This is a genomic window from Paenibacillus sp. FSL E2-0201 (assembly GCF_037963325.1).
Taxonomy (GTDB): Bacteria; Bacillota; Bacilli; order Paenibacillales; family Paenibacillaceae; genus Paenibacillus_AQ.
The window spans coordinates 4,556,065-4,580,518 of the sequence record NZ_CP150154.1; the positions used below are offsets into that span (position 1 = coordinate 4,556,065).

General features: G+C 43.5%; 20 protein-coding genes, 1 pseudogene and 1 riboswitch. Of the genes and pseudogenes, 6 read left to right on the top strand and 15 right to left on the bottom strand.

Going from position 1 to position 24,454, the window contains the following annotated elements; all coding sequences use genetic code 11:
- Positions 1-29: 29 nt before the first annotated feature.
- From ribE to mscL, 5 genes are all read right to left on the bottom strand, one after another.
- Positions 30-497: a 6,7-dimethyl-8-ribityllumazine synthase gene (gene ribE, locus NSU15_RS20800; RefSeq protein WP_036676377.1), complete on the bottom strand. Its 468-nt coding sequence runs from the start codon at positions 495-497 to the stop codon at positions 30-32.
- Between the two features lie 36 nt (positions 498-533).
- The gene (locus NSU15_RS20805; RefSeq protein WP_042129652.1) at positions 534-1,787 is read right to left on the bottom strand and encodes a bifunctional 3,4-dihydroxy-2-butanone-4-phosphate synthase/GTP cyclohydrolase II; all 1,254 of its coding nucleotides are present in this window, start codon (positions 1,785-1,787) and stop codon (positions 534-536) included.
- A gap of 62 nt (positions 1,788-1,849) precedes the next feature.
- Entirely contained in the window at positions 1,850-2,518 is a 669-nt protein-coding gene (locus NSU15_RS20810; RefSeq protein WP_042129654.1) for a riboflavin synthase, read from the bottom strand.
- Between the two features lie 78 nt (positions 2,519-2,596).
- The gene (gene ribD / locus NSU15_RS20815; protein ID WP_339287435.1) at positions 2,597-3,697 is read right to left on the bottom strand and encodes a bifunctional diaminohydroxyphosphoribosylaminopyrimidine deaminase/5-amino-6-(5-phosphoribosylamino)uracil reductase RibD; all 1,101 of its coding nucleotides are present in this window, start codon (positions 3,695-3,697) and stop codon (positions 2,597-2,599) included.
- A gap of 214 nt (positions 3,698-3,911) precedes the next feature.
- Positions 3,912-4,087: riboswitch (FMN riboswitch) on the bottom strand.
- Between the two features lie 232 nt (positions 4,088-4,319).
- Entirely contained in the window at positions 4,320-4,724 is a 405-nt protein-coding gene (gene mscL, locus NSU15_RS20820; RefSeq protein ID WP_042129658.1) for a large-conductance mechanosensitive channel protein MscL, read from the bottom strand.
- Positions 4,725-4,898: 174 nt separating this feature from the next.
- Between mscL and NSU15_RS20825 the strand changes: the two genes are divergently transcribed.
- From NSU15_RS20825 to NSU15_RS20850, 6 genes are all read left to right on the top strand, one after another.
- Complete coding sequence (locus tag NSU15_RS20825) at positions 4,899-6,083, top strand: acyltransferase (protein ID WP_339287436.1); 1,185 nt, start codon at positions 4,899-4,901, stop codon at positions 6,081-6,083.
- 73 nt (positions 6,084-6,156) lie between these two features.
- Positions 6,157-6,867, top strand: a complete 711-nt coding sequence (locus tag NSU15_RS20830; protein ID WP_339287437.1) for a response regulator transcription factor — start codon at positions 6,157-6,159, stop codon at positions 6,865-6,867.
- Positions 6,864-7,967, top strand: a complete 1,104-nt coding sequence (locus NSU15_RS20835; RefSeq protein WP_339287438.1) for an ATP-binding protein — start codon at positions 6,864-6,866, stop codon at positions 7,965-7,967. The genes NSU15_RS20830 and NSU15_RS20835 overlap by 4 nt, the downstream gene beginning before the upstream one ends.
- 129 nt (positions 7,968-8,096) lie before the next feature.
- On the top strand, positions 8,097-9,476 hold the full coding sequence (locus NSU15_RS20840) for an MBOAT family O-acyltransferase (protein WP_076119800.1): 1,380 nt from the start codon (positions 8,097-8,099) through the stop codon (positions 9,474-9,476).
- Positions 9,477-9,498: 22 nt separating this feature from the next.
- Positions 9,499-10,935 carry a stalk domain-containing protein gene (locus NSU15_RS20845; protein WP_339287439.1) on the top strand — a complete coding sequence of 479 codons (1,437 nt, stop codon included), beginning with the start codon at positions 9,499-9,501 and terminating at the stop codon, positions 10,933-10,935.
- A gap of 416 nt (positions 10,936-11,351) precedes the next feature.
- The gene (locus NSU15_RS20850) at positions 11,352-12,110 is read left to right on the top strand and encodes a TIGR02206 family membrane protein (protein WP_042129670.1); all 759 of its coding nucleotides are present in this window, start codon (positions 11,352-11,354) and stop codon (positions 12,108-12,110) included.
- A 58-nt stretch (positions 12,111-12,168) separates the two neighbouring features.
- On the opposite strand, the gene NSU15_RS20855 is transcribed toward NSU15_RS20850, so the two are convergent.
- From NSU15_RS20855 to NSU15_RS20900, 10 genes and pseudogenes are all read right to left on the bottom strand, one after another.
- Complete coding sequence (locus tag NSU15_RS20855; RefSeq protein WP_042129672.1) at positions 12,169-12,600, bottom strand: peptidylprolyl isomerase; 432 nt, start codon at positions 12,598-12,600, stop codon at positions 12,169-12,171.
- Positions 12,601-12,745: 145 nt separating this feature from the next.
- The gene (gene lysA / locus NSU15_RS20860) at positions 12,746-14,080 is read right to left on the bottom strand and encodes a diaminopimelate decarboxylase (RefSeq protein ID WP_042129674.1); all 1,335 of its coding nucleotides are present in this window, start codon (positions 14,078-14,080) and stop codon (positions 12,746-12,748) included.
- 127 nt (positions 14,081-14,207) lie between these two features.
- Positions 14,208-15,746 (bottom strand): annotated as a pseudogene (locus NSU15_RS20865) (spore germination protein); the annotation flags it as partial.
- An 870-nt stretch (positions 15,747-16,616) separates the two neighbouring features.
- The gene (locus NSU15_RS20870; protein ID WP_042129676.1) at positions 16,617-17,042 is read right to left on the bottom strand and encodes a stage V sporulation protein AB; all 426 of its coding nucleotides are present in this window, start codon (positions 17,040-17,042) and stop codon (positions 16,617-16,619) included.
- Complete coding sequence (locus NSU15_RS20875; protein ID WP_339287440.1) at positions 17,039-17,701, bottom strand: stage V sporulation protein AA; 663 nt, start codon at positions 17,699-17,701, stop codon at positions 17,039-17,041. The genes NSU15_RS20870 and NSU15_RS20875 overlap by 4 nt, the downstream gene beginning before the upstream one ends.
- 208 nt (positions 17,702-17,909) lie before the next feature.
- Complete coding sequence (locus NSU15_RS20880; protein ID WP_339287441.1) at positions 17,910-18,956, bottom strand: arabinogalactan endo-1,4-beta-galactosidase; 1,047 nt, start codon at positions 18,954-18,956, stop codon at positions 17,910-17,912.
- Positions 18,957-18,958: 2 nt separating this feature from the next.
- A complete protein-coding gene (locus NSU15_RS20885) occupies positions 18,959-19,837 on the bottom strand; it encodes a carbohydrate ABC transporter permease (RefSeq protein ID WP_042129682.1) in 879 nt (292 codons plus the stop codon).
- A 24-nt stretch (positions 19,838-19,861) separates the two neighbouring features.
- The gene (locus tag NSU15_RS20890) at positions 19,862-20,752 is read right to left on the bottom strand and encodes an ABC transporter permease subunit (protein ID WP_042129685.1); all 891 of its coding nucleotides are present in this window, start codon (positions 20,750-20,752) and stop codon (positions 19,862-19,864) included.
- A gap of 246 nt (positions 20,753-20,998) precedes the next feature.
- The gene (locus NSU15_RS20895; RefSeq protein WP_042129687.1) at positions 20,999-22,702 is read right to left on the bottom strand and encodes an extracellular solute-binding protein; all 1,704 of its coding nucleotides are present in this window, start codon (positions 22,700-22,702) and stop codon (positions 20,999-21,001) included.
- Positions 22,703-22,811: 109 nt separating this feature from the next.
- Complete coding sequence (locus tag NSU15_RS20900; protein ID WP_076121462.1) at positions 22,812-24,452, bottom strand: response regulator; 1,641 nt, start codon at positions 24,450-24,452, stop codon at positions 22,812-22,814.
- Between the last annotated feature and the right edge of the window lie 2 nt (positions 24,453-24,454).

Sequence of the window (24,454 nt, forward strand, 5' to 3'; positions counted from 1 at the left end):
CGAATTCAACTGATTCGTCAATAGCTGTCTTACTTAAACAGTTTGTTAAGATTCGCCATTTCAATCGCAGCAGTCGCAGCATCCCAGCCTTTATTCCCTGCTTTAGTTCCTGAACGCTCAATGGCTTGTTCAATGTTTTCAGTAGTAACTACCCCGAAAATCGTCGGCACGCCGGTTTTAAGATTAATCGCGGCTACGCCTTTAGCGACTTCATTACATACATAATCATAGTGCGTTGTAGAACCGCGGATAACGGTTCCTAAAGTGATTACAGCGTCGTACTTACCGCTTTCCGCCATTTTTTGAGCAATCAACGGAATTTCAAACACACCTGGAACCCAAGCCACATCTACCTCATCATCACCAACACCGTGGCGTTTAAATGCATCTAGTGCACCGGATAAAAGCTTACTGGTAATAAATTCATTAAAACGTCCTACTACGACTCCGTATTTTAACCCCTCAGAAACTAAATGTCCTTCTAAATATTTCGGCATATCAATCATCTACCCTTCGTTTTTTATAATGTATGGTTATACTTTCGAATCCTCATTTTGTTCAATGTCGTCAAAAGACAACAAGTGTCCAAGCTTCGCCTGCTTCGTATGGAGATAATTAGTATTATCTTTATTCTCCGGCATTTGTATTGGCACGCGTTCAACAACTTCCAATCCATAGCCTTCCAATCCTTTGATCTTTCGAGGATTGTTCGTTAAGAGACGAATTTGACTTATACCTAGATCCTTCAGAATTTGTGCTCCAATCCCGTAATCACGTAAATCTGCTGGAAAACCAAGCTTAAGATTCGCATCTACGGTATCTAGTCCTTCTTCTTGCAGCTTGTAGGCTTTAAGCTTATTAATAAGACCAATACCTCTACCTTCTTGGCGCATATAGAGCAATACCCCTCTACCGGCAGCTTCGATCTGCCGAAGCGCTGCTTCAAATTGCGGACCGCAATCGCAGCGATGGGAGTGAAATACATCCCCCGTCAAGCATTCGGAATGTACACGTACTAACACTGGCTCATCCCCTGAAATATCGCCCTTCACCAATGCTACATGTTCTTTATCATCCACTTCATTTGTATAAGCAATGGTCTGAAACTCACCGAAATCGGTAGGCAGACGCACCGACACCTCGCGATTGACGAGCTGTTCCTTCTCATTCCGATAGTGAATGAGATCTTTGATGCTGATTAATTTAAGATCATGCTTCTTAGCAATCTCAACTAGATCAGGCAACCGAGCCATCGAGCCATCTTCCTTGATGATTTCACAAATCACACTGGCTGAATATGCACCACACATACGGGCTAAATCAACAGCAGCCTCTGTATGTCCGGAACGTCGCAAAACTCCGCCTTTTTTCGCAATCAGCGGGAACATATGGCCAGGTCTACGGAAATCAGACGGCTTCGCTTTAGGGTCAATCATGGCCTTTACAGTCAAGGATCTTTCCCCAGCAGAAATACCAGTAGTTGTATCGATATGGTCTACGGATACGGTAAACGCTGTGCCATGATTATCTGTATTGTGGCTGACCATGGCCTGCAGTTCAAGTTCTTCCGCACGTTCTGCGGTAATTGGCATGCAGACCAAACCACGTCCCTCAGTGATCATAAAATTGATGACTTCTGGTGTCGCCCGTTCAGCAAGAGCTATAAAATCCCCTTCATTCTCACGATCTTCATCATCCACTACGATGATGACTTTGCCGCGCATTAAATCATAAATAGCTTCTTCAATCGGGTCCAAGACACTTTCCTTCTTCGATTGTTCGCTCATGATTCTATCCTCCTAATAGCTTTACGAAGGATTGTTTCCGTCCTCGTAAGCTTACTCTTTATTTAAGCAAATCCGTTCGCAGCCAAGAAATCATGGCTAATCCCAGAGCTGCTGTCACTTTCTTCATCCTGTCCAGTCGAGCCATAATGCAGAAGATGATCGACATATTTACCAAGGACATCACACTCTATATTTACACTGTCTCCTGCCCGCTTGTAAGTTAACACAGTTTCCCCTAACGTATGCGGAATAATGGATACAGTCAGCGATGAAGCCGTCGTCTTTACTACAGTTAAGCTAATGCCATCGATCGTGATCGACCCTTTAGGAATGATGTATTTGAACAGTGATTTGCGATCTGGCGCGATCTCATATACTACTGCGTTTTGATCACGCTTCACACTTTTGATAACACCTGTGCCGTCCACATGACCCTGAACAATATGCCCTCCAAATCGGCCTCCGGCTGCCATTGCTCGTTCCAGATTCATCCGACTGCCAGGACGCAGCTCCTTTAGGTTACTGTTTCGATAGGTCTGAGGCATGACATCCACTGTAAAATAGTTCTCGCCTAAAGTTGTCGCTGTAAGACAGACGCCATTAACCGATACACTGTCACCAATCTTCAGATCATCCATGATGACCGAAGCGGCAATGTTCAGCACCATCATTTCTCCACCGGTGGAGACACTTCTCAAAGTGCCAACTTCTTCGACTAATCCAGTGAACATGCTTTCCCTCCTAAAAGTTTTGTAAGCATTACTTTAAAGAAAACACTTCGTTCTTAACTTACATCGGAAGCATTCGCTTTAGCGTACCGGAGTACCGCTGATACATACATTATCTCCGAGCACTTTTACTTCCAATCCCTCCAGAGAAATCGCATCCTTCATCAGCTCTACACCTGGAAATACGAAGGTCCCTTTCGCATTAGCACCACCGCCGACAATCTTTGGAGCAAAAAAGAGGATCACTCGATCAACCAACCCACTCTCAAGCATCGCACCGTTTAGCGTACCTCCGCCTTCAAGTAAAATTGATCCAATTTCCATCTCGCCGAGCGTTACCATAGCAGCCTTCAAATCCACCCGTGGTCCTGCACCGCTAATAACGATTTGTACCCCTGCCTCAAGCAGAGCAGCTTTCTTGTCAGCATCTGCAGCTTCTGTTGTCACGATGATAGTAGGCGCTAGACCGTCACTTACTACTGCTGAATCCAATGGAGTACGTAGTCCAGAATCAATCACGATCCGCACCGGGTTAATCCCAGGCACTTCCGTTCTTGTCGTCAGTGAAGGATTATCTGCAATCACTGTGTTCACACCGACCATGATCCCCTGATGCCGATGCCGCAGTGTATGTACAATCTCCCGCGCTTCTCCGTTCGAAATCCACTTACTATCACCTGATTTGGTAGCCAGTTTGCCATCCAACGTACTGGCACTCTTGAGCGTCACAAACGGCTGTTTGGTCAAAATATACTTGATGAACCGCTCATTCAGCCGCAGCGCACGATCACGCAGCAACCCTACTTCTACTTCAATGCCATGCTCGCGCAGCATTTGAACCCCGCGGCCTGCCACTTGAGGGTTAGGGTCTTCACAAGCGACTACCACTCTGGCTACGCCCTCATCGATTAGCCTTTGGCTGCAAGGCGGAGTCTTGCCATAGTGACTGCACGGTTCCAGTGTGACATAGGCAGTGCTACCCTTAGCTTGACCTGCCGCCATATTCAAGGCATGCACCTCAGCATGACCTGTTCCGCGCTGCAAATGAGTTCCAAGCCCAATCATAGCTCCATTCTTTACAACAACGCAGCCAACAACCGGGTTAATTCCCGTCTGCCCTTGGGCCCGTTCTGCCATATGCAGCGCCAGCGACATATAAAACTCGTCATTCATGTTGTCCATCTCGTCCTCCTATCCCCTTACTGTCTATCTGATTTAAAAAACAGAAAAACCCATCTCATTCTCCAGGAGGAGTTCAAGATGGGTTATGTGAGAGTTTATCGGCAGTCCAAATAAAAGTGTGCGTAAATAACCGTCAATCGACGGCAATTGTGAAATATCGCACATAATAAATGAAAACACTGCAGTCCACCTGTCTATACAGACAAGCAGTTAACCTCTCCTTCTTCCATCCAGACTATACTGTCGGTCCCGGAATTTCACCGGGTCCACCGTTCGCATCAACAATGCGAGCCGGGTAGCGGACTAAGCGCGGTAGATAAACTTAATAATTAAGCACTCTACAACAGCATCACCGCCGGTAGGGAATTACACCCTGCCCTGAAGGATTGATCCTTTATTTAATTGAGGTTCAAGTTTTCCTTACTAACAAAATTATCACTTACACCATCGAAATGCAAGTGCGTTTAATATATTTACTTAAAATTTGTAACTTAATTCTAAGATGTACGGTGATTACAAGAAGAAACGACATTGTTTTTTATAAACAAATTTACGAATAAAAAAGAAAGCAAAAAAGCGCCAGGACTACTATCTCCAAGCGCTCCTTGCTTTCTTTTTCCAATTACAAACCACGTTCTTGTTGTTTCAACAAATCACGAATTTCAGTCAACAGTACGATATCCTCGGCAGGTGCAGGAGTCTCCACTACTTCGACTTTAACCGCTTCTTTACGTTGAAATTTGTTTGCTAGCTTGATCACCATAAAGATTGAGAAGGAAATAATAAAGAAATCAACCACTGCCTGTAAAAATAGACCGTACGGGATAGATAATTTATTCTCCATCACCATAACATTCAGAGCCCGATCCTTGAGATCTATACCACCTGTTATTAAGCCAATGATCGGCGTTATAATGTCTGACACTAATGAAGTCACAATTTTACCAAAAGCTGCTCCGATTACTACAGCAACCGCTAAATCTAACACATTTCCTTTCAGGGCAAAAGCTTTAAACTCTTTCCACATCTTCCAATTTCCCTCCAACCTATCGAATTTGAAATTATTATAGCATAGTAGCTTCCCAAATCTTAAGACTTGTTAAGAAACTATTAAGTTTACCTTTACTTTTACCTGCCGCCGTTGTTAAGAAATCTCTTGTTAAATAAGGATTACGAACTACATGAAAGGAAGATTTCTATCATGACAACTCTGAAAAAAGAAAAAATTCCAGAGCTTCAGCTCGTTCGTGCTCTTTGTATTATAGCTGTAGTCACTGTTCATGCCACCTCATATGCAACTTTACAAATGACAGGTTCGCGTTATTTTGCTATCTACAATTTCCTGAATATTTTTATGAAATATGGTACTCCGACCTTTATCGCGATGAGTGCCTTTGTGCTTTTCTATAATTATAATGAGAGACCTGTGAATAAAGCGCTTCTGACCTCATTCTACAAAAAAAGATTCCTTTACATCCTGCTTCCATACTTCATGTTCTCATTGTTTTATTTCGCGTTAACGCAGCTTGCAGTCGGTTCACCTTTCAATGGAGAGTTGATTCGGAATTTTTTTGTTAAGCTTTTCACTGGTAAAGCCTATACTCATCTCTATTTCGTATTCATCAACATGCAATTCTATCTGTTATTCCCTTTTCTTCTGCTCTTGTTCAAACGTTATCCGCAGATTCGTAAATACTCTATTGCCGCAGGAATTCTCATCCAATGGGGTTTCATCCTTGCTAATAAATATCATTTTCAAGTCGCAAACAGAGGCAGCTGGTGCCTCACCTATTTCTCCTATTACATGTTAGGGGCATGGCTCGGAATGTATTATCCACAGATTAAAACATGGATTGAGGCGCATCGATCAGAGCAAACTAAAAAGAACAATCCACCTGGAATGGTGTTTCGAGGAATTTGGGCGATTTGGTTAACCTCAGGGATTTCTCACACGATGTTATATTACCAAAATCGACGATATGGCACTTCGTTCAACTCGTTGATCTATGAACTGCTATACAGTACTTTTGCATTTACAAGCCTGTTAGTTTTAATGTCTGTTGCACGGTTTCTGTTGAGAAAATCATCACTTTCATTCTTATACCAACCGCTTGAGCGGTTAGGATCGTTTTCATTTGGTGTATATCTGATACATCCGCTATTCTTACTGCTATACAGACAACTTTCTCCAACAATCAGTACTTCGTGGCTTCTGCATCTCTGGTATGTCGGCGGCTTTATTATAGCTCTAGGCTTTTCTTGGATCGCCGTTAGTCTTTTAGCAGGTTATTTGCCGTTTGCCTGGGTGCTTTTCGGAAATGTATCACAGAACAAAAAAGAAGGATCACATACGACTTCACATCGCTCATCGCCAGCCTTCAAATAAGTCTTTTGAACGTGAATATATTGTATACTTCTTGTAGAACGATTGCTTTACAAGCAAGAAAGGACGCTGAATCATGCACAACGCAACACTGCTTTTGGTTGACGATGAAGCCGAGATTATCAAGCTCATGCAGATCTATCTGGAGAACGAAGGATATCGCCTGTTAACTGCCCGAGACGGACTGGAAGCACTTGAAATTATCAAAAAAGAAACGATAGACCTAATGGTTCTAGATATTATGATGCCCAACATGGATGGTATAGAGGCTTGTATAAAAATTCGAGAAACACAAAAATTCCCGATTATTATGTTATCAGCAAAGGGTCAGGAATTAGATAAAATCACAGGACTCAGTGTAGGTGCGGATGATTATGTTACGAAGCCGTTTAGTCCGCTGGAGCTCGTTGCCCGAATTAAATCCCAGCTGCGCAGAACCCGAAATTACATGGTCGATCTAAGTGCCAAACAGGATGAAATCATCATTGATGGCTTAGTTATTAACTCGATGACGCATGAAGTTAGCGTGGATGATCAGCCCGTTAAACTTACTCCGAGAGAGTTCGCAATTCTGGAGCTGCTCGCACGTAACAGGGGACAAGTACTGAGCATGGAGCAAATCTACGCCAAAGTATGGAAAGAGCAATTTCTCGAGAGCAATAATACGCTCATGGTACACATTCGAAAAATCAGAGAAAAAATTGAAGCTAATCCGAGAAAACCACAATATTTGAAAACGGTATGGGGCGTTGGCTACAAACTGGAAAAAGGAGGTTCTTCTAGTTGAATTTCAAACGATTCGATACCCTCTCCTGGAAAATAGTTGGCTTCAGCTTAACAAGTTTAGCACTTACAGCAGCAATTTTATTGATGGGTTATTATGGGACATCACTTTTAATATGGCTAAATCCTTCGCGTTCCTTTTTTGGGGTTAAACTCATCCGCTGGGTAATCAATAACATCGGTTCTACGCCAATAGTGATTCTTATTGGGATTCCTTTGTTTATCTTTTTTATCCTAAAGCTATCCAGAGGTACAACAAACAAGCTTCATAACATTACGAGCGGGGTTCAAGCGATTGCCGACGGCAATTTATCTTTCAAGGTAACAGTAACAGGTACGGATGAACTCGGTAAACTCGCCGAAAATATGAACCTCATGGCTGGCAAGCTAAAATCCGCTATAGAGGAAGAACGAGCAGCTGCGAAAGCCAAAAATGACTTAATCACTGGTGTATCCCATGATCTCCGGACCCCGCTAACCTCTGTGCTCGGATTCCTTGAGTATGTGGAGAAGGATCGTTATAAGAACGAGGTCGAGCTGCGTTATTATGTGAATATTGCCTATGAGAAATCACTGACTCTAAAAAAACTAATCGACGATTTATTCGAATATACACGGGTTAGCAGCAGCGGTCTCCCTCTTAATATAGAGCCTGTAGATCTCGGAAAGCTGCTCGTACAGCTTGTCGAGGAATTCGCTCCCGTACTAGAGCAAGCGGATATGACCTACCGTATTCATACAGATAAGAGCCCTTTAATTATCCATGGTGATGCGGACGAGTTAGTACGATTATATGAGAACCTATTTACCAATGCGGTTAGATACGGTAAAGAAGGTAAGATTCTAGATATTTCTGTCTATAGAAAAGACGATAGAGTGATTGCTACCTGCACGAATTACGGCAATCCAATCCCTGCCACGGACCTCCCACACTTATTTAAACGATTTTATCGCGTAGATAAGTCACGTTCCAGAGAGACTGGCGGAAGTGGTCTAGGACTCGCGATTGCCAAGAGCATCACAGAGCTTCACGGTGGAACAATTTCTGCTAAAAGCTCACGTAAACAAACTGAATTTGAGACTTCCTTCCCTGCGAGCGAATGATGCTTGCGGGGATTTTTTTTTACAATCTCATCCATTAAGAAAAAGATAAGAATTCATAACATAAAGGCTTAAGATCTGTGACTTATAGTGATTCCATACCAAATCTGCTATAAGTGAGGATTGTTAGTTATGTTATTTAATTCATATCTCTTTATGTTTGGTTTCCTGCCTGTTGTGCTAGGAGGATATTTCATTCTAAATCGTTTTCGTCTCTTGTTCTACGCAAAAGTATGGCTGACCCTCGCCTCTTTGGTGTTCTACGGATACTGGAACTTAAAGTACGTGCCTTTAATTCAGCTATCCATCTTGTTTAACTACGCAATGGGTCATTTCATTCATACCGCATCTACCGGCAGACGTCGACCTATTCTAATCTTTAGCTTAATTGCAAATATTCTACTACTTGGCTATTACAAATACACTGATTTTTTTATAGAGAATTGGAACGGACTTACAGGAAGTAATCTTCCTCTTCACCATCTTATTTTGCCATTAGGCATAAGCTTCTTCACATTTACACAAATCGCTTATCTTGTTGACGCTTACCGAAATCAGGCGCGTGAATACAGTCTTGTGAACTACACGCTGTTTGTGACCTTTTTCCCGCACTTGATCTCCGGTCCCATCCTCCATCACAAGGACATGATGCCTCAGTTTGATAGGCTGCGAAATAAGGTCTGGAACTGGAACAACGTACGAAAAGGTATTTTATTATTTAGTATCGGTCTTGGAAAAAAAGTGGTCCTAGCAGATACTCTGGCCGGTTATGCTGACAATGGATTTTCTACCGCAGCGCATTTTATAGATTCTTGGGTGGCTGTCCTCTCCTATACTTTACAGCTCTACTACGACTTCAGCGGTTACACGGATATGGCGATCGGAATCGCATTGTTGTTCAACATCCGCTTGCCTCAAAATTTCAACGCCCCTTACCGTGCGCTAAGTATTCGCGATTTCTGGAGACGCTGGCATATTACACTCAGCCATTTTCTTAGAGATTATATTTACATTCCACTAGGGGGCAACCGGAAAGGATTTTGGATTTCAATTCGAAATGTGGTGATCACGTTTCTGATTGGTGGCTTTTGGCATGGTGCAGGTTGGATGTTCATTCTCTGGGGGCTTCTGCATGGTGTCGGACAAGCTGTGGAGAAAATTTGGGGACGCTGGGGCTTCACTCTTCCCAAGTGGTTCTCATGGCTACTCACCTTCATCTTCGTGAATATCACATGGGTATTGTTCCGATCTGAGCACCTGTCTCAAGCGATTCGTTTATTAAAAGGGATGAGTGGTCTTAACGGGATATCTTTACCGTCTATAAGCACGCTGAAATGGGCAATCCTTCTGATTCTCATCTTATTGACAATTATTCTTTGGAATCCGCGTCATATCTGGAACAAACGCAATTTACAGTATAGCTGGAAAACGGCTTTTGTAATGGCATTTATCATCGTATTCTCGCTGCTGTTCTTCAACCGAATTACGACCTTTTTATACTTTAACTTTTAAAAAATATTATGGAGGACTGATTATGCGTACATCTCCTGGGATTCATACAAAATCGAAACGATTCGTAAGTTATTTTATGCTTTTTTTCATTCTGTTAGCTTTTGTAACAGCACTGATAACCGCATTGATCGACCCGCTGCAATTCTATCATCGCCCCTCGTGGTATACGCCGCTTCTGTCGGAACAAGAACGTTACCAGAATCCAGGCTTAGCCAAAAATTACGAATACGACAATATCATCATCGGTACATCCATGACTGAAAACTTTCTTCCGTCTCAAGTAGACGCAAGCTTAGGTGGAACAACCTTAAAGTTGTCTATGGAGGGTTCAACCGTTGACGAGCATTATAAAATCGCTAAACTCGCCTTAGAGACAGGGAAAGTACAACAAGTGCTTTGGGGGTTGGACTATTTCTCATTGAAGCTCGCTACCGCAGAGGAAGAGGAAGATTTCCCTGACTATCTGTATGACGGTAAGTTATGGACTGACTATAAATATTGGTTTAATTCATCCGTATATAAACAATTTTTCCGAAGTATCAAAAGTACGCTGAGTGGTCAAACGAAACAGGATTTAGAAACTTTGTACAATTGGAATGATAAGGTAGTATTCGGCAAGCAATACGTTGCTGAGTCTTATTTTAAAGCTTGTGACAAAGAGATCGATTACGGTACGAATGAGGAAAGCCTTGTTCAAGTAAAGGTTTATTTCAATACGTATATTCGATCTCTATTAGAGGAATATCCAGATGTTCAGTTCTATTTTTACTATCCTCCTTACAGCGTAATGCGGCAGGTTGCCTGGTACTCCAGTAATCCCGTTCGTTTCAACAATCAGTTAGTTATGCGGCAATGGATGTTTGAGCAATTTGAGCAATACCCCAATGTGAAGCTCTATGATTTCCAGACAACATCCGAGTGGACGTTTAATCTGGATCTGTATAAAGATTTAAGTCATCACAATGGTGAGGTGAATACCTGGATCGCTGAAGCTATAGGAGAGGACAGTTCGAAATATCGTGTAACGTCCAGCAACATAGAAGCGTTTAACACACTTCTGGAAGAACAAGCGGAAAGTGCTGTCATCGATAGCAACGGCAATGTCTATCGTAGCAGTGTACAAGTAAACGGTGAACCTCTGGCATTTACCACCCGTCTAGTCCAAGGGAATGAAGAGTTATGGTTACCTGCCAAAGAAATCGGAACAGCCTTGAACGCTTCAATAGATTGGGACGCAACTACCAAAACTGTATCACTTACTTCGGGTGGGAACAACGTTACTATGACTATTGGTAATACTGAGGCGTTAGTAAATGGGCAGACTCTCGCAATGGATGCAGCTCCACTACTTGCAGGAGGAAAAGTGTTAGTTCCCGTTGCTTTTGTTGCAGATCATCTTGGATGGAACGTTTCTGTTGAACAAGAAGGTGATTGGCTACGCTACCTTCTTAATTCATAGAATAACGCGGTACATTTCAACTTCCTCCCAACATTTTTGGACATACGTAAAAAAGCACCCGGCATTTAGATGTCGGATGCTTTTTTCATTTCAAATTCGAATGATCTCAGATCTTTCACTTACGAGTTGATTCGTTGATGAAATAAAGCCTCCAATTCCTTTTCCAATTTGTTTTTTGTCTTTGGATCCCCTCTTAAAACTTAATCTCTGTCACTACTCCATGCCGAATGCTTCTTATGTAATTCCGCGCCCATCGCCCAATCTTATGTTAAAATAATGAAAAGTCTTCCTTTTGTGACGGAGTTGACAGAATATATACATACATATCTATCCATTTTGTGGATTTTCATAAACGGAAAAATTCAAAATACAAAGTAAATTTTTAGAGTATTTTTATGTACAAAGGAGGTTGGTTCATGCATCTTTCATCTTACTTTGATCGACAGCGTACAGAGGATTTTATTATGTTCTCCCTTTCACATTGGATTGCTCTGTCTATCATTGCATTGGTGTGTCTACTACTTTACGGTTTCAGATTCGAAATTCGCACGGACGTGAGACTTCGGCAAAGTGTACGCTTGCTGTTGATTGTTATTCTTATGTTCTCAGAAGCGGGACTTCAAATATGGTATCTCTCTCAGCAGGTATGGCAATCCAGCTCATCATTACCGCTCGAACTATGCGGAATTACGTTACTACTATCCATTATCATGCTGATTACACGCAGCCGAAGACTTTACTCCTTTCTGTATTTTGCCGGGATAGGCGGAGCATTCATTGCTTTACTCACACCGAATCTGGTCTATCCGTTCCCTCATTTTCGATTTTTACTGTTCTTTGTAGCTCATGGCGGTATCATTCTTGCTTCTCTTTATATGACCTGGATTGAGGGCTATAAACCAACCTGGAAATCACTTTGGTTCACTATGCTTGGCCTTAACGTCGTGGCTGTGTGTGTCTGGATCGCCAATTATATCCTAGGATCTAATTACATGTTCCTATCTCATAAGCCCAGTACTTATTCTGTAATGGATTATTTCGGACCTTATCCTTATTACCTGCTAGTTGAGGAGCTATTTGCCTTCATTGTATTTCTGCTTATGTATTTAGTGTTTTTCTGGGTGCCAGAGCGGCGTAATTCGAGGCGTAAACGAATTGGTCGGCTTCCTAATTAAATGCGAAAAAGGCCAGCCTCCGATAATCCAAAGGCTGGCCTTTTTAAATTAAATATTCTTAAGCTTCGATGATTTCTACCGAAGTCATTTTGTCGCGTCCTTTGAAAGCATCAACAAGATCCATACCTTCAACTACTTTACCGAATACAGTGTGTACTCCATCCAAGTGAGGTTGTGGAGCATAGCAGATGTAGAACTGGCTTCCGCCTGTGTTCTTACCCGCATGCGCCATAGCAAGTGTGCCACGCTCGTGTTTGTTTGGATTGATTTCGCAGTTGATGGTATATCCTGGACCGCCGGATCCAGTTCCGTTAGGACATCCGCCTTGAGCAACAAAACCAGGAATAACGCGGTGGAATGTCAATCCGTTGTAGAAACCATCTTTTGCTAGCTTTTCAAAGTTAGCTACAGTGTTTGGTGCATCTTGATCGAACAAGTCGATTAGCACTACGCCGCCTGTTTCAAGAGTAATTTTCGCTTGCTTTGCCATATGTAAATGACCCCTTTCAAAATTAACAAAATTAGAATACCTCAATTATATTACTATGAAACCACGCACAAAGCAAAGCAAGCAGGAGTAATTCCTGCTTGCTCTTTATGCCTTCCCAATTTTGCCCACCTAACATTAGTCCCTGTTACTTAGCAACAGCGGCTTGTTTAGCGATACGCTCAGGAACGATATCGTTGGCAATAAGATCATTGTAGCTTTCACGACGCACTACAAGATCGCTGTGTCCGTTCTGAACGAACACTAAAGCCGGACGACGAAGCCGGTTGTAGTTGCTCGCCATGGAGTAATTGTAAGCACCCGTGCAGGCTACAGCCAACAGATCGCCACTTTCTGCCTTAGGCAGTTCTACATCCCAAATCAGCATATCTCCGCTCTCACAGCATTTACCAGCGATGGATACAGTTTCTGTAGCCTCTTCATTCGCACGATTCGCAAGTAATGCCTCATATTTAGATTGATACAATGCAGGACGTGGATTATCAGTCATCCCACCGTCAACGGCAACGTACTTACGCACACCTGGAATATCCTTGTTCGTACCTACAGTGTAAAGTGTAGTACCTGCATCTCCAACGATACTGCGGCCCGGTTCGACCCAGATTTCAGGCAAAGCATTATAAATTCCAGCAAAATGAGTCTTCACCGCATCCGTAATTGCAGCTACATATTCAGAAACATGTAACGGGGTATCACCCTCTACATAACGGATACCGAAACCTCCACCTAGGTTTACTACACGGAAGTCCACATCCAAACCTTCTTTAACACTACGAGCAAAACTCGCTACACGTTCAACAGCAAGCTGGAATCCATCCGTTTCAAAAATTTGAGAACCAATATGGGAATGTACGCCTAGCAATATTAAATTCTTTTTGCTGACTGCCGCTTTAACTGCTTCATAAGCAGAACCGTTTCCAATATCAAAACCGAATTTGGAATCGGTCTGACCTGTTGTAATGTACTCATGCGTATGTGCTTCGACACCTGGTGTCACACGTAATAAGATGTTAACCTCAACTTCTTTACGTGATGCAATCGACTGCAAAAGGCTAAGCTCCACCAAATTATCAACTACAAAGCAACCGATCCCGGCATCAATCGCCATTTCGATCTCTTCAGATGTCTTATTGTTGCCGTGAAAATGAATGCGTTCTGCAGGAAAGCCTGCTTGCAAAGCAGTATAAAGCTCGCCATCAGATACAACATCAAGCGACAAGCCTTCTTCATCAGCCAAACGAACCATAGCCATTACTGAGAACGCCTTGCTTGCGTAAGCTACTTGGAACCCAAGTCCAGAGGATTTAAAAGCATCCATATATTCCCGGCAACGTTGTCTAACCAATTGCTCGTCCAGTATATATAGCGGGGTTCCATATTCCGCTTTCAATTCAGTTACATCACATCCGCCGATTTCCAGATGCCCAGCATCATTAATTCGGCTAGTACCGTGTAGAAACATTCTTTAGTCCTCCAATTTCTGTGGAATATCAAGGTTCCACCCTGTCTTTAGTGTATTCAGTATAACAGACAGTGGGAACTCCATTGAATGGACTAATTTGCAGTAGTTTTGTATTTTCCTACGATTGTTAATCATTCTTTTGATTAGGCGGCATTCTTGTATTGTCTCTTGTTTTATTGAAAGACGGCCTTGTCTTCGAGCTTAGAACTGGCTTTCGCAATAGAATTTCACTCATCGCCTTTGCATTAAAAGGTATAAACGGCCACATATAAGAGGAGTTATAGGACCGATGGGTAGTTAGGAAAATAGTCAGTAGCGTCGTGCCAATCATAAATCCTGGCACCTGGAATGCCGCCACGGCTAACAATAACCCAAGCCTGACTATTCGATTCGCAAGACCCAGTTCATAACTTGGGGTCGCAAACATACCTATGGAAGCCACCGCCATATATAGAACTACCTCGTTGACAAACAATCCGCTCTGGACAGCTATATCACCAATCAATATCGCCGCTATCAGACCCATCGCTGATCCTAAAGGTGTCGGTGTGTGTACTGCGGCCATCCGCAGTAAATCAACCCCAAGCTCCACAATAAGAAACTGGGCAATTAGAGGAATTCTTGCCGTCTTTTGGGGACCAATAAAATCCAGTACAGGCGGCTTAAGCTCAGGATGAATGACAAGCAACATCCATAGCGGTAGCAGGAACATGGAAGCAAATATTCCGATGAAACGAACCCACCGCAAGTACGTTCCCATAAAAGGCGTCTGACGATTCTCCTCCGCATGCTGGCAGAGATCAAAAAATGTAGTCGGAAGAACTATAACGATTGGTGACGTATCCACGAAAACTACAACCCGTCCCTCTAATAAATTTGAGGCCACTACGTCAGGGCGTTCAGAATAACGCACCATAGGATATGGATTCCAACCGCCCCCGATAATTGCCTCCTCCAATTGCTTATCTGCCAGAGGAATGCCGTCGATATCAATACTGTTGATTTTTTCGATAACAGAACTAACCTGTGTTTTATCAACGATATCATCAATATAAGCCACACAGACATCCGTCTGTGTTCGTCGTCCAACCTGAAATATCTCATATTTCAACCCCGGATCACGAATCCGTCTTCTGACAAGCGAAATATTACTCAGTAGAGTCTCTGTGAATCCATCGCGTGCACCGCGTACCACCCGATCAATCGAAGGTTCGTCGGGACTGCGACTAGGGTAAGAACGAGTATCCATGACGATAACCTTGTTCTCACCTTCGATGAATAGTACGCTCAAACCTTCTAGTACCTTCTCGATACTTTCACTTAACGAATTACCCTCCTCCACCTGGATGTGAGGGACATATTCATTCATAAAGCTAGACAGTACACCCGTAGACAGATTCTCAGAGGTGAGATAGGTCAGACGTTTTAGGATCTCATCCGTTACATCTGCATTAGTAAATCCACTTAAACAGAGAAGAGCTGTCTTATGACCGCCAAAGGACATCTCTCTAAACGTTACATCAAAGCTAGTTCCGAGCCCGATTACCTCAGTAAGTGTATGTTTTGTATCTTGTAAGGAAGTTGAAATTTCATCATTTCCTTGCCAGTAAATGACGGACTCTTTTAACGAGTTAGAGTGCTCGCTATCTCGTTTCTTTTGCAGTTTACTGATTCCCTTTTGGTTGGTGCTGTCTTGTGACTCTTGCCGTGCTTGCTTTTTAGTCGGCTTGGGTTTTGGTGCTTGTTGGGCATTCTGATCTTGTGCCTCATCTTCGGATTCCGAGTCTGAATCTAAGCCGAATAATCTGGCAAAAAATCCTTTACTAGGCTCATTCTGCTCCTGATTGCCGAGCTCATCTGACGCCTCCGCATCCTGCTGCCCAGACTCTGGCTGCGTTGACGCTTCTGCACTTTGCTCTTCTGTTCCGAGCTCATCTGACGCCTCCGCATCTTGCTGCCCAGAATCCGGCTGCGCTGATGCTTCTGCACTTTGCTCTTCTGTTCCGAGCTCATCTGACGCCTCCGCATCTTGCTGCCCAGAATCCGGCTGCGCTGACGCTTCTGCACTTTGCTCTTCTGTTCCGAGCTCATCTGACGCCTCCGCATCTTGCTGCCCAGAATCCGGCTGCGCTGACGCTTCTGCACTTTGCTCTTCTGTTCCGAGCTCATCTGACGCCTCCGCATCTTGCTGCCCAGAATCCGGCTGCGCTGACGCTTCTGCACCTTGCTCTTCTGTCCCGAGCTCATCTGACGCCTCCGCATCCTGCTGCCCAGACTGTGGCTGCGCTGATGCTTCTGCACTTTGCTCTTCTGTCCCGAGCTCATCTGATGCTTCGGCATCTTGCTGTCCTTGACTCGGATCAGCAGCTGCGATGTCACTGGCCATAGAAGCAGTATCTGCTTCAGTGTGATCAGCAACTAGCTCGGATGCAGTATTCTTCATTGCTGCGGCAGCCGCAGCATTTTCCTCCTGATGATCATCATCCGGCACTGAATCACCGCTGTGAATAAACTTGCTCATTTCATAACCCCCTGTTTACTGTCGGTATACAAACCAGTCGAACAAAGAACCCGCGACCTTCCCGCTTACCATCGCCATCAACAGCCCGAACAGATAATGTGTCATATTCAAGCGTTTAGCGAGTATCGGCAGCACATTTAATACCTCGGTCAATGCTGCAGCGAGCATCCCGACAAAAATCCCGTCAAATAGGCCTATACCCAGTTCAACTAAAGGACCTGAAGATATTTTCCAATTCCAAAAATCACTCACGGTACCTACCAATGACCCGACTACCATCGCACCCTCGTACCAATGTACTTTATCGTAAGAAGAGGTTAATTGAGCCAGACGGGGCACCATGTCAAGCACCACAAATAAAGCGATCACACCGCCGCCTACAGCGATTCCACCTGCAATACCCAGCAGCAAATTCAATCCCAGTGTTATAGGTGCCGTCATCTTCCTTCCTCCGTGTTCTCTGGTTGAGTTTCTACACGGCGCCTCATTTTACCGTACTCCTCATTGATGACGTATTGGTCGATATTTTTCTGATACAGGTACATTTCCACTTCTAACGGTGTAGGCTCCTCATTCCACTTTTTCTTAAATAAATGGTTGAAAAAAATGACCATCCCAAAGCCGATGCCTACAGAATATGCAATCTGAAAAACAACCGGATTTTCATCCCGATGACCGGTGATCATCTCCACAATTCGGATTTGGACCTCCTGCATGTTTACATCCGCATGGAAATTCATGATTGTCAGCGCAGACCCGAAGAACAGCAGTAGCCACACTAAAACAAACATCGCTATTGAAGGCTTACGTCTCTCCACCGGACTCTCAATCTGCACAATCGTTCTGCCTTCACCGATCGGCTCAATATCCGCTTCTGGCACCAGTTCATAAATGCGGGGAATCACCATCAAGAGATCAATCAAAATTAGATTGCCGTCACTTTGCTCTGGCTTCATTAGCAGAATAGATTCCAGCGACTCTTTCAGCTCAGGCTCCGCAATCAGAAATGCAATATCACCCAATGTGACACCTTTACCTTTGGGCACCGTCACCCGATTCTTAAGCTGTATATAGATGGCGGGAGCAGAATGTTGTTTCATCCGCATTCCTCCTAAAGGTTGTGGTCAAGTAGCTCCGGTGCAAGATAACGGTAGTATGGGAGAAAAGCCTTAATTTTACTCTTTAGGCTGAAATCAATTTCCATGAATGGAAACTGACCTCTCAAAGGTATGAGTTTGATAATCAACAAAAAGACAGCTCAAGGTGATTTCCCTCAAGCTGTCTTTTTTGTTATTCCTTATGATCTCTCTAGAATTGAAGAGAATCCAGTTTCTTACCTTCAAAATCAAACAGAGCTAAATTGGACCATCCATTCTCATGACCGACAGACCATTCCTTTTGCGAAGGGATCCAGGCGGGCTCCCAGTAATAAAAGCCGATGCCTTTTCCGTTAGGTGTATTCTCAATTACGCTAATGAAATCCTTCATATAGTTAGCTTGACCCTCTACTGTGGCTGGATAAGCTTCATGTAGCTGGGATACCTCATTAACAATTACAGAGAAACCCTCAGGTGCATTCAGCGTCCAAGGATAGGCTGTTTCCACCACAATGATATCCTTGTTATAACGCATCGCTAATTCGTTCAGGTTATGCTGCAAGTCGTCCAAAGTACCATGCCACCAGGAGTAAAAAGATAATCCGATAACATCAAAATTAACGCCATGCTCCAAGAACCTATCATAAAAGTTACGGCTAGTCGGATGATCAGCCCCGCGGTCAATGTGGATCATGATGGACAAGTCAGAATCGACGGATTTCGCACCCGCTATACCCGCTTTAACTAGCGTAGTGAATTGCTCCCACTGTTCCGGAGTATCACTATCTCCATCTACCTTGCCCTCTCCCCATAACATGCCTGGCGTAATCTCATTCCCAATCTGCACCATATCGGGAAGGGTACCTTGAGACTGCAACGCCTCAAGAACTTCACGAGTATATTCGTACACAGCAGATGTCAAACCACTAAAATCAAGTAACTCCCAAGCTTTTGGTTTCCATTGATTAGCGGGGTCGGCCCATTTATCTGAATAATGAAAATCCAGAAGAAAGTTAAGCCCTGCGTCCTTGATTCGCTTAGCCATAACCAGCGTACGTTCCAAATTGCAAAAGCCCCCAGGAGGGTCATTCCAAATCCGCAGGCGGATGGCATTTACTCCATTGTCCTTAAGGATATGGAGTAAATCCTCGCCCTCCTCAGCCGTCCGAACAGAGCTACTGTGGAACTTGCCTCCACCCTGCTCTATTTCATCCAGAAACGAGATGTCCATTCCATTGATAAATGTCGTTATCATCATCCCTACTCCTTTACAGAACCAAGTGTCATCCCTTTAACAAAATACTTCTGCAAGAATGGATATACGATTAGAATTGGAGCTGCCCCGATAAAGATTTGCGCGGCTCTAACCGTTGTCTGCGAGATCAATTCCATTTCCTTCGGATTAATGCTCATGGAGCTCATATCCCGTTGAATGATAACGGTCTGAAGGAAGGTCGCCAGCGGAAACTGCTTGGAATTATTCAAATACAATAGGCCATCGAACCAGGAGTTCCAATGGAACACCATACTAAACAATGCAATCGTCGCAATCGATGGTAATGAAATCGGTAAGTATATGCTGAACAAGGTTCGGAAATGTCCTGCTCCGTCTATTAACGAAGCTTCCTCCAGATCTTTAGGAATGCCCCGGAAGAAGTTCAGCATCAGAATGACCAAGAATGTATTCACCGCACCTGGCAGAACGAGTACCCAGAAGGAATCCATTAAGCCAATCTTTTGGATAACAATATAGAATGGAATCAGACCACCATTGAACACCATACTGAAAACGAACAACCAGGAATATACATTCCGACCTTTGAAGGCCGAGTTTTCCTTTGATAGGGGATACGCTGCCAAAAAAGTAATCAGTAGTGTGAGTCCGGTTCCGAGTACAGTTCTTTGCACGGATACCCATATGGAGTGTAGGAATATCGGATTATTCATTGTCTTTTTATAAGCTTCCAGAGAGAACTGCTTTGGCCACAGGCCCACCAGGTTGGCGTCAGCCGCAGACTTGGCACTGAAAGATACAGCTAATACGTGAATCAGAGGAACAATACACATGAGTGCGAGTAGAATAAGAAAACAAGTATTGAATATGTTGAAAATACGATAACCTCTAGTTTTGTAATACATAGGTCTCCCTCTTCCTTTGGTAGTTTAGAAAATGCGATATCCTGCCCATTTCTTAGCCAGGCTGTACGAAACAAGGATCAATACCATACTAATGGCTGACTTGAACAGTCCGATTGCTGTTCCAAAGCCCATCTCACCATTCAGAATCGCTGTACGGTATACGAAGGTGTCGATAATATCGCCTTTCTGATAGACCAGCGGATTGTAGAGGTTAAAGATCTGGTCAAACCCTGCATTCAATACATTTCCAAGCGCCAGAGTACCTACAACAACAACCATTGGCAGTAGAGAAGGCATTGTGATAAAACGTGTCTGCTTCCAGCGGGTTGCACCATCTATTTCAGCAGCTTCATATAATGAAGGATTAATTCCTGCTAGAGCAGCTAGGAAGACGATCGTGTTATAACCAAATTCCTTCCATACATCCGTGAGAATGACCGTAAACCTGAACCAGTTATTATCTCCTAAGAAAAAGATAGGCTTAATCCCCATACTACCGAGGATCTGATTGACGAAACCATCTGTAGCAAGCAAATCTAGCAATATCCCGCCAAGGATGACCCAAGACAAGAAGTGAGGTAAATATACCAATGTCTGAATCGTACGTTGGATATAAACCTTGCGAATCTCATTCAATAGAATGGCGAACACAAACGGCACAGCCAGATTGAAGATCATTTTCAGAACGGCGATAATCAAAGTATTCCAAATGACCTGCATACTGTCATTACGTTCAAATAGATAGCGGAAATTATCTAATCCAACCCACGCTGATCCCGAAATTTTTAGCCATGGCTTATAATCCTGAAATGCCATCACAATTCCGCCCATCGGTATAAAGCTGAAGATGATCAGGAAGATCATCGCCGGCAGTAACATTAAGTGAAATGGCCATGTTTTTTTAAGTGTTCTCATCCTTGGTCCCCCATATCGTGTCAAGTTCTTCTGTAACCATACTCAAATTATAGCAACGACAGGATTCACCAAATAGCGAGCAAAACCAATATATATGGTACAAAACCAATCTCTTTACCACTTAGAAATTGATCCTAATATACACCTTTTCAAGTAGCCCTAACGCAAAAAGGGACCGTTCCTACAGCTTAATAAAAAGCCGAGGGAACAGTCCCGAATGGTGCTACTTATACCCTTATCAGAGCATTATTTTACGCTGTCATACCAATCATTTACTTCTTTGGTGATTTGGTCTCCACCGCCTGATTTCCAGGTCGCTACGAAGGTATCGAAAGCTTCTAGTGGTTTATTGCCATAGATGATTTCATTAAACGTTTGGTTCTCGATCTTATTCAGATAATCCATCTTCGATTTCATAGTTTCAGTAGTAGGACCTGTGAACATATTCTTGAAGGATTTATCCTCTTGCGCCAACAGAACCTTTGCAGCTGCAGGAGTATCCTTACCATAGTTTACAGCTACATCCTTCTCCAGACGAGTGGTTGGTTCTCCGCCATCTGCGAGGTTCAGCAGGGCTTTCATTTGGGCATCCGGAATCCGGGCACCGTCACGAACCAGCATATAACGAACGCTGTTCACATAACCACCAGCAATTTTTTCATTGTCAATCATCTTACCGTTTGCATCCAGTTCATAGTCATAGCCTGCGAAGAGACCATTATCCAGCTCGCTACCAGGCTTTGGATCAGCGAAGTTATCGAACAGATAGTTTTGATAGGTAAAGAATGCTTCTGGATTTTTCATCTTAGTGCTGATCAGCGTTACACCGTTGGTGAACTGTGTACCGTGACGCATAACTTTACCATCTGGTCCTGCTGGAATTTCAATTGGAGCCCATACAGCATCCGGAGCGTTCTTCACAGTATCCTGAAGCGGCCAACCGCTCATCCAGTAAGGTCCTGGGAGAATACCTGCCGTACCCGCCACTGCTGGTTCAGCTGTTTTGTTCTCATCCCATAGTGCTGCTTCTTGAGGAATGTATCCCTTTGCGAGCCATTCCTTCATTTTTTCCAGCCCTTGCTTCATTCCCGCATTTACAGAGCCGTATTCCAGTTTACCATCAGCATCAAGATTCCATTGCTGTGGAAGCGTTCCGTAAGCACCGAAGATCCAGGAAGGATCGCCCATCCAAGTGTTCATTGATGTCTTAAAGCCGATACTGAGCGGTGTTACCTTATCTGGTGCCAAGCCATCAGGGTTCTGATTCTTGAATGCATCCATAACTTTTTCTAGCTCATCGATCGTTTTAGGTGCTTGCATATTCAGCTTGTCCAGCCAATCTTGGCGGATCCAAAGAATGTAATCATGGTTGTACGCGTAATCAAGTACAGGTAGACCCATTCTTTTGCCATCGCGGCTGTATTGGTTCCATACGTTAGGATCCTGTGCCATGGCTTCTTTCCATGTAGCTGAAGCGTATTTATCGAACAACGTTCCCACTTCAGCATACATACCGGAATCGATCAAATCCTGAGCAATCGTGCTATCACCTGTACCAATGGTTACAACATCAGGCATTTCCTGACCTGATGACATCGACAGGCGCAGCTTGGTTCCAAATGCACCATTCGTATCAGTGATGGACCAAAGTGATTTAATGTTGATGCCGAACTTTTCTTTTGTCCACTTTGTAGCTACGTTATTCTCAATGCTTTCCCCGTTCTTGAATTTAAGCTCAGGGTCAACACCCCATACTGTTGTAATAGTTACCTCAGGATCATATTTATCCTTGTAGGCGTTTTCAGAATTTGAAGTTGTATTTGTGGTCGTATCACCAGCTGTATTCTTTCCATCAGCAGCATTATTGCTCGAGCAACCTGCAAGGCTACCTACCAAAAGCATACTCATACACAGGAGCGGTAGCCATCTCTTTTTCTTCATCGCGCTCATTTTGTTCCCCCTTAGATTCCTTAAGTGTTGGTTATGACTTAATTATAGGGAACGGAGATGATGTCGAATACGTCATTTAAACAAGGTTTCTGCACCTTTCTCAACCTCTCTATCCGTCACGAAATTCATTTGGTGTCATATTGTAGTGCTTTTTGAACATTTTGCTGAAATATTGCGGATTCTGATATCCAAGTTCAGTAGTGATTTCATAGATTTTTTTGTTAGTGTTCTTAAGCAGATATAGTGCACGTTCCATCCGCATGCGGATAATATAGTCTCCGAGTCCTTCTCCTGTCTCTGCTTTATAAATTTTAGATAAGTATACAGGGTGCAGATATACATGATCCGCTATCGTCTTGACCGACAGATCATGCCCAGAATGGTTTCCCACCAGCTCATGCACCTGCTTAATAATGTAACTTTTCGTATTCTGATCACTTTCTGAGAGTTCCTTTTGAAGCTTGTTTAACATATCAAACGCCCAGTCCTTCAGCTTGTCAAAAGAAACAATAATGCTCTGTGTCAGCATTGGGTCGAACGCATACTGGTCGATTTGCGAGATGAATTGCCCTCCTTTATGAGCAATGTACATGAACGCATTGGTAATGGACAAAAAGACCTCATACAGATGCTCACTTGAAAAGCGTGCATTCTCCATATCTCGGAACACATCCGCGATCTTCTGCCGGGCTGTATCCCATTGTTTAGATTCCAGCAAATGAATGAGCGTTGGCGGACGATAAAGGCTTTCGAGCGATTTAATACTCATCATTTCCTGAAGATGACGGTCCTCCAGATAAAGTACCGAGCCTGTTTCATTATGTGTTGTCAAATACATAGAACTTAGGCCACTTCGATAGGCAGCCGTCATCCCTTCGGGGAAAGCAAACCACTCCGTTACGATAAGTGAAATCTCACCCTTTAGATAATTGCTAACACTAGTTCTGAAATTAGCTATCGCTGACTTAAGGATTTGTTGTCTCGCTGCATCGTAATTATTCGACTTTTCTAACTCCCGCTGGATAACTGGCTTCAGTTCCACAAGCAAAATCAAACAATCATGTGGTGCTTTGCAGAACCAGACATGGAACTGCTCCTTGAAGAGCTCCTCGGCAATATTGCCGATGGCATATTCCATTAAGGAGACCGAATGATGATCCATGGCAGCATAATGTTTACCCAGCTGAATCAATAACATCGACGCTTCAACATCCGATTCGAATGAGATTTCATATTCTTTAAGCTTTAAGGCAAGTGTCCGCTCAGACAGCACTCTGCCAAGAAGTAATTCATGCATCAAATTCGCCCGCAAGACACTGTAATCGGCCTTGCGATTATAGAGTAGCAAATGATATTTATCATGTGCCTCCCATTCGTCTTTTAGAGATTCAATCGCTCCTGAGATACTTTTAATAAACTCCTCATCACTGACTGGCTTCAAAATATAATCAAAAGCCTGCAGCTGAATCGCCTTCTTAGCGTACTGAAAATCAGAATAACCTGTCAGCAGAATCGACCGGATATCCGCCCATCTCTCGCTTACCGTTTCAATTAATTGCAAACCGGACATCCCCGGCATAGAAATATCTGTAACCATGATATCTATATCCTGCTGCTCCAAGATCTCCAGTGCCTCAGCACCCGACGCCGCCTGATGTACCTGCTTTACACCAATCTCGTCCCACGGAATCGTGCGGGCGAGACTTTCCGTTACATAGGGCTCATCATCGACTAACAATATCTCTATCATCA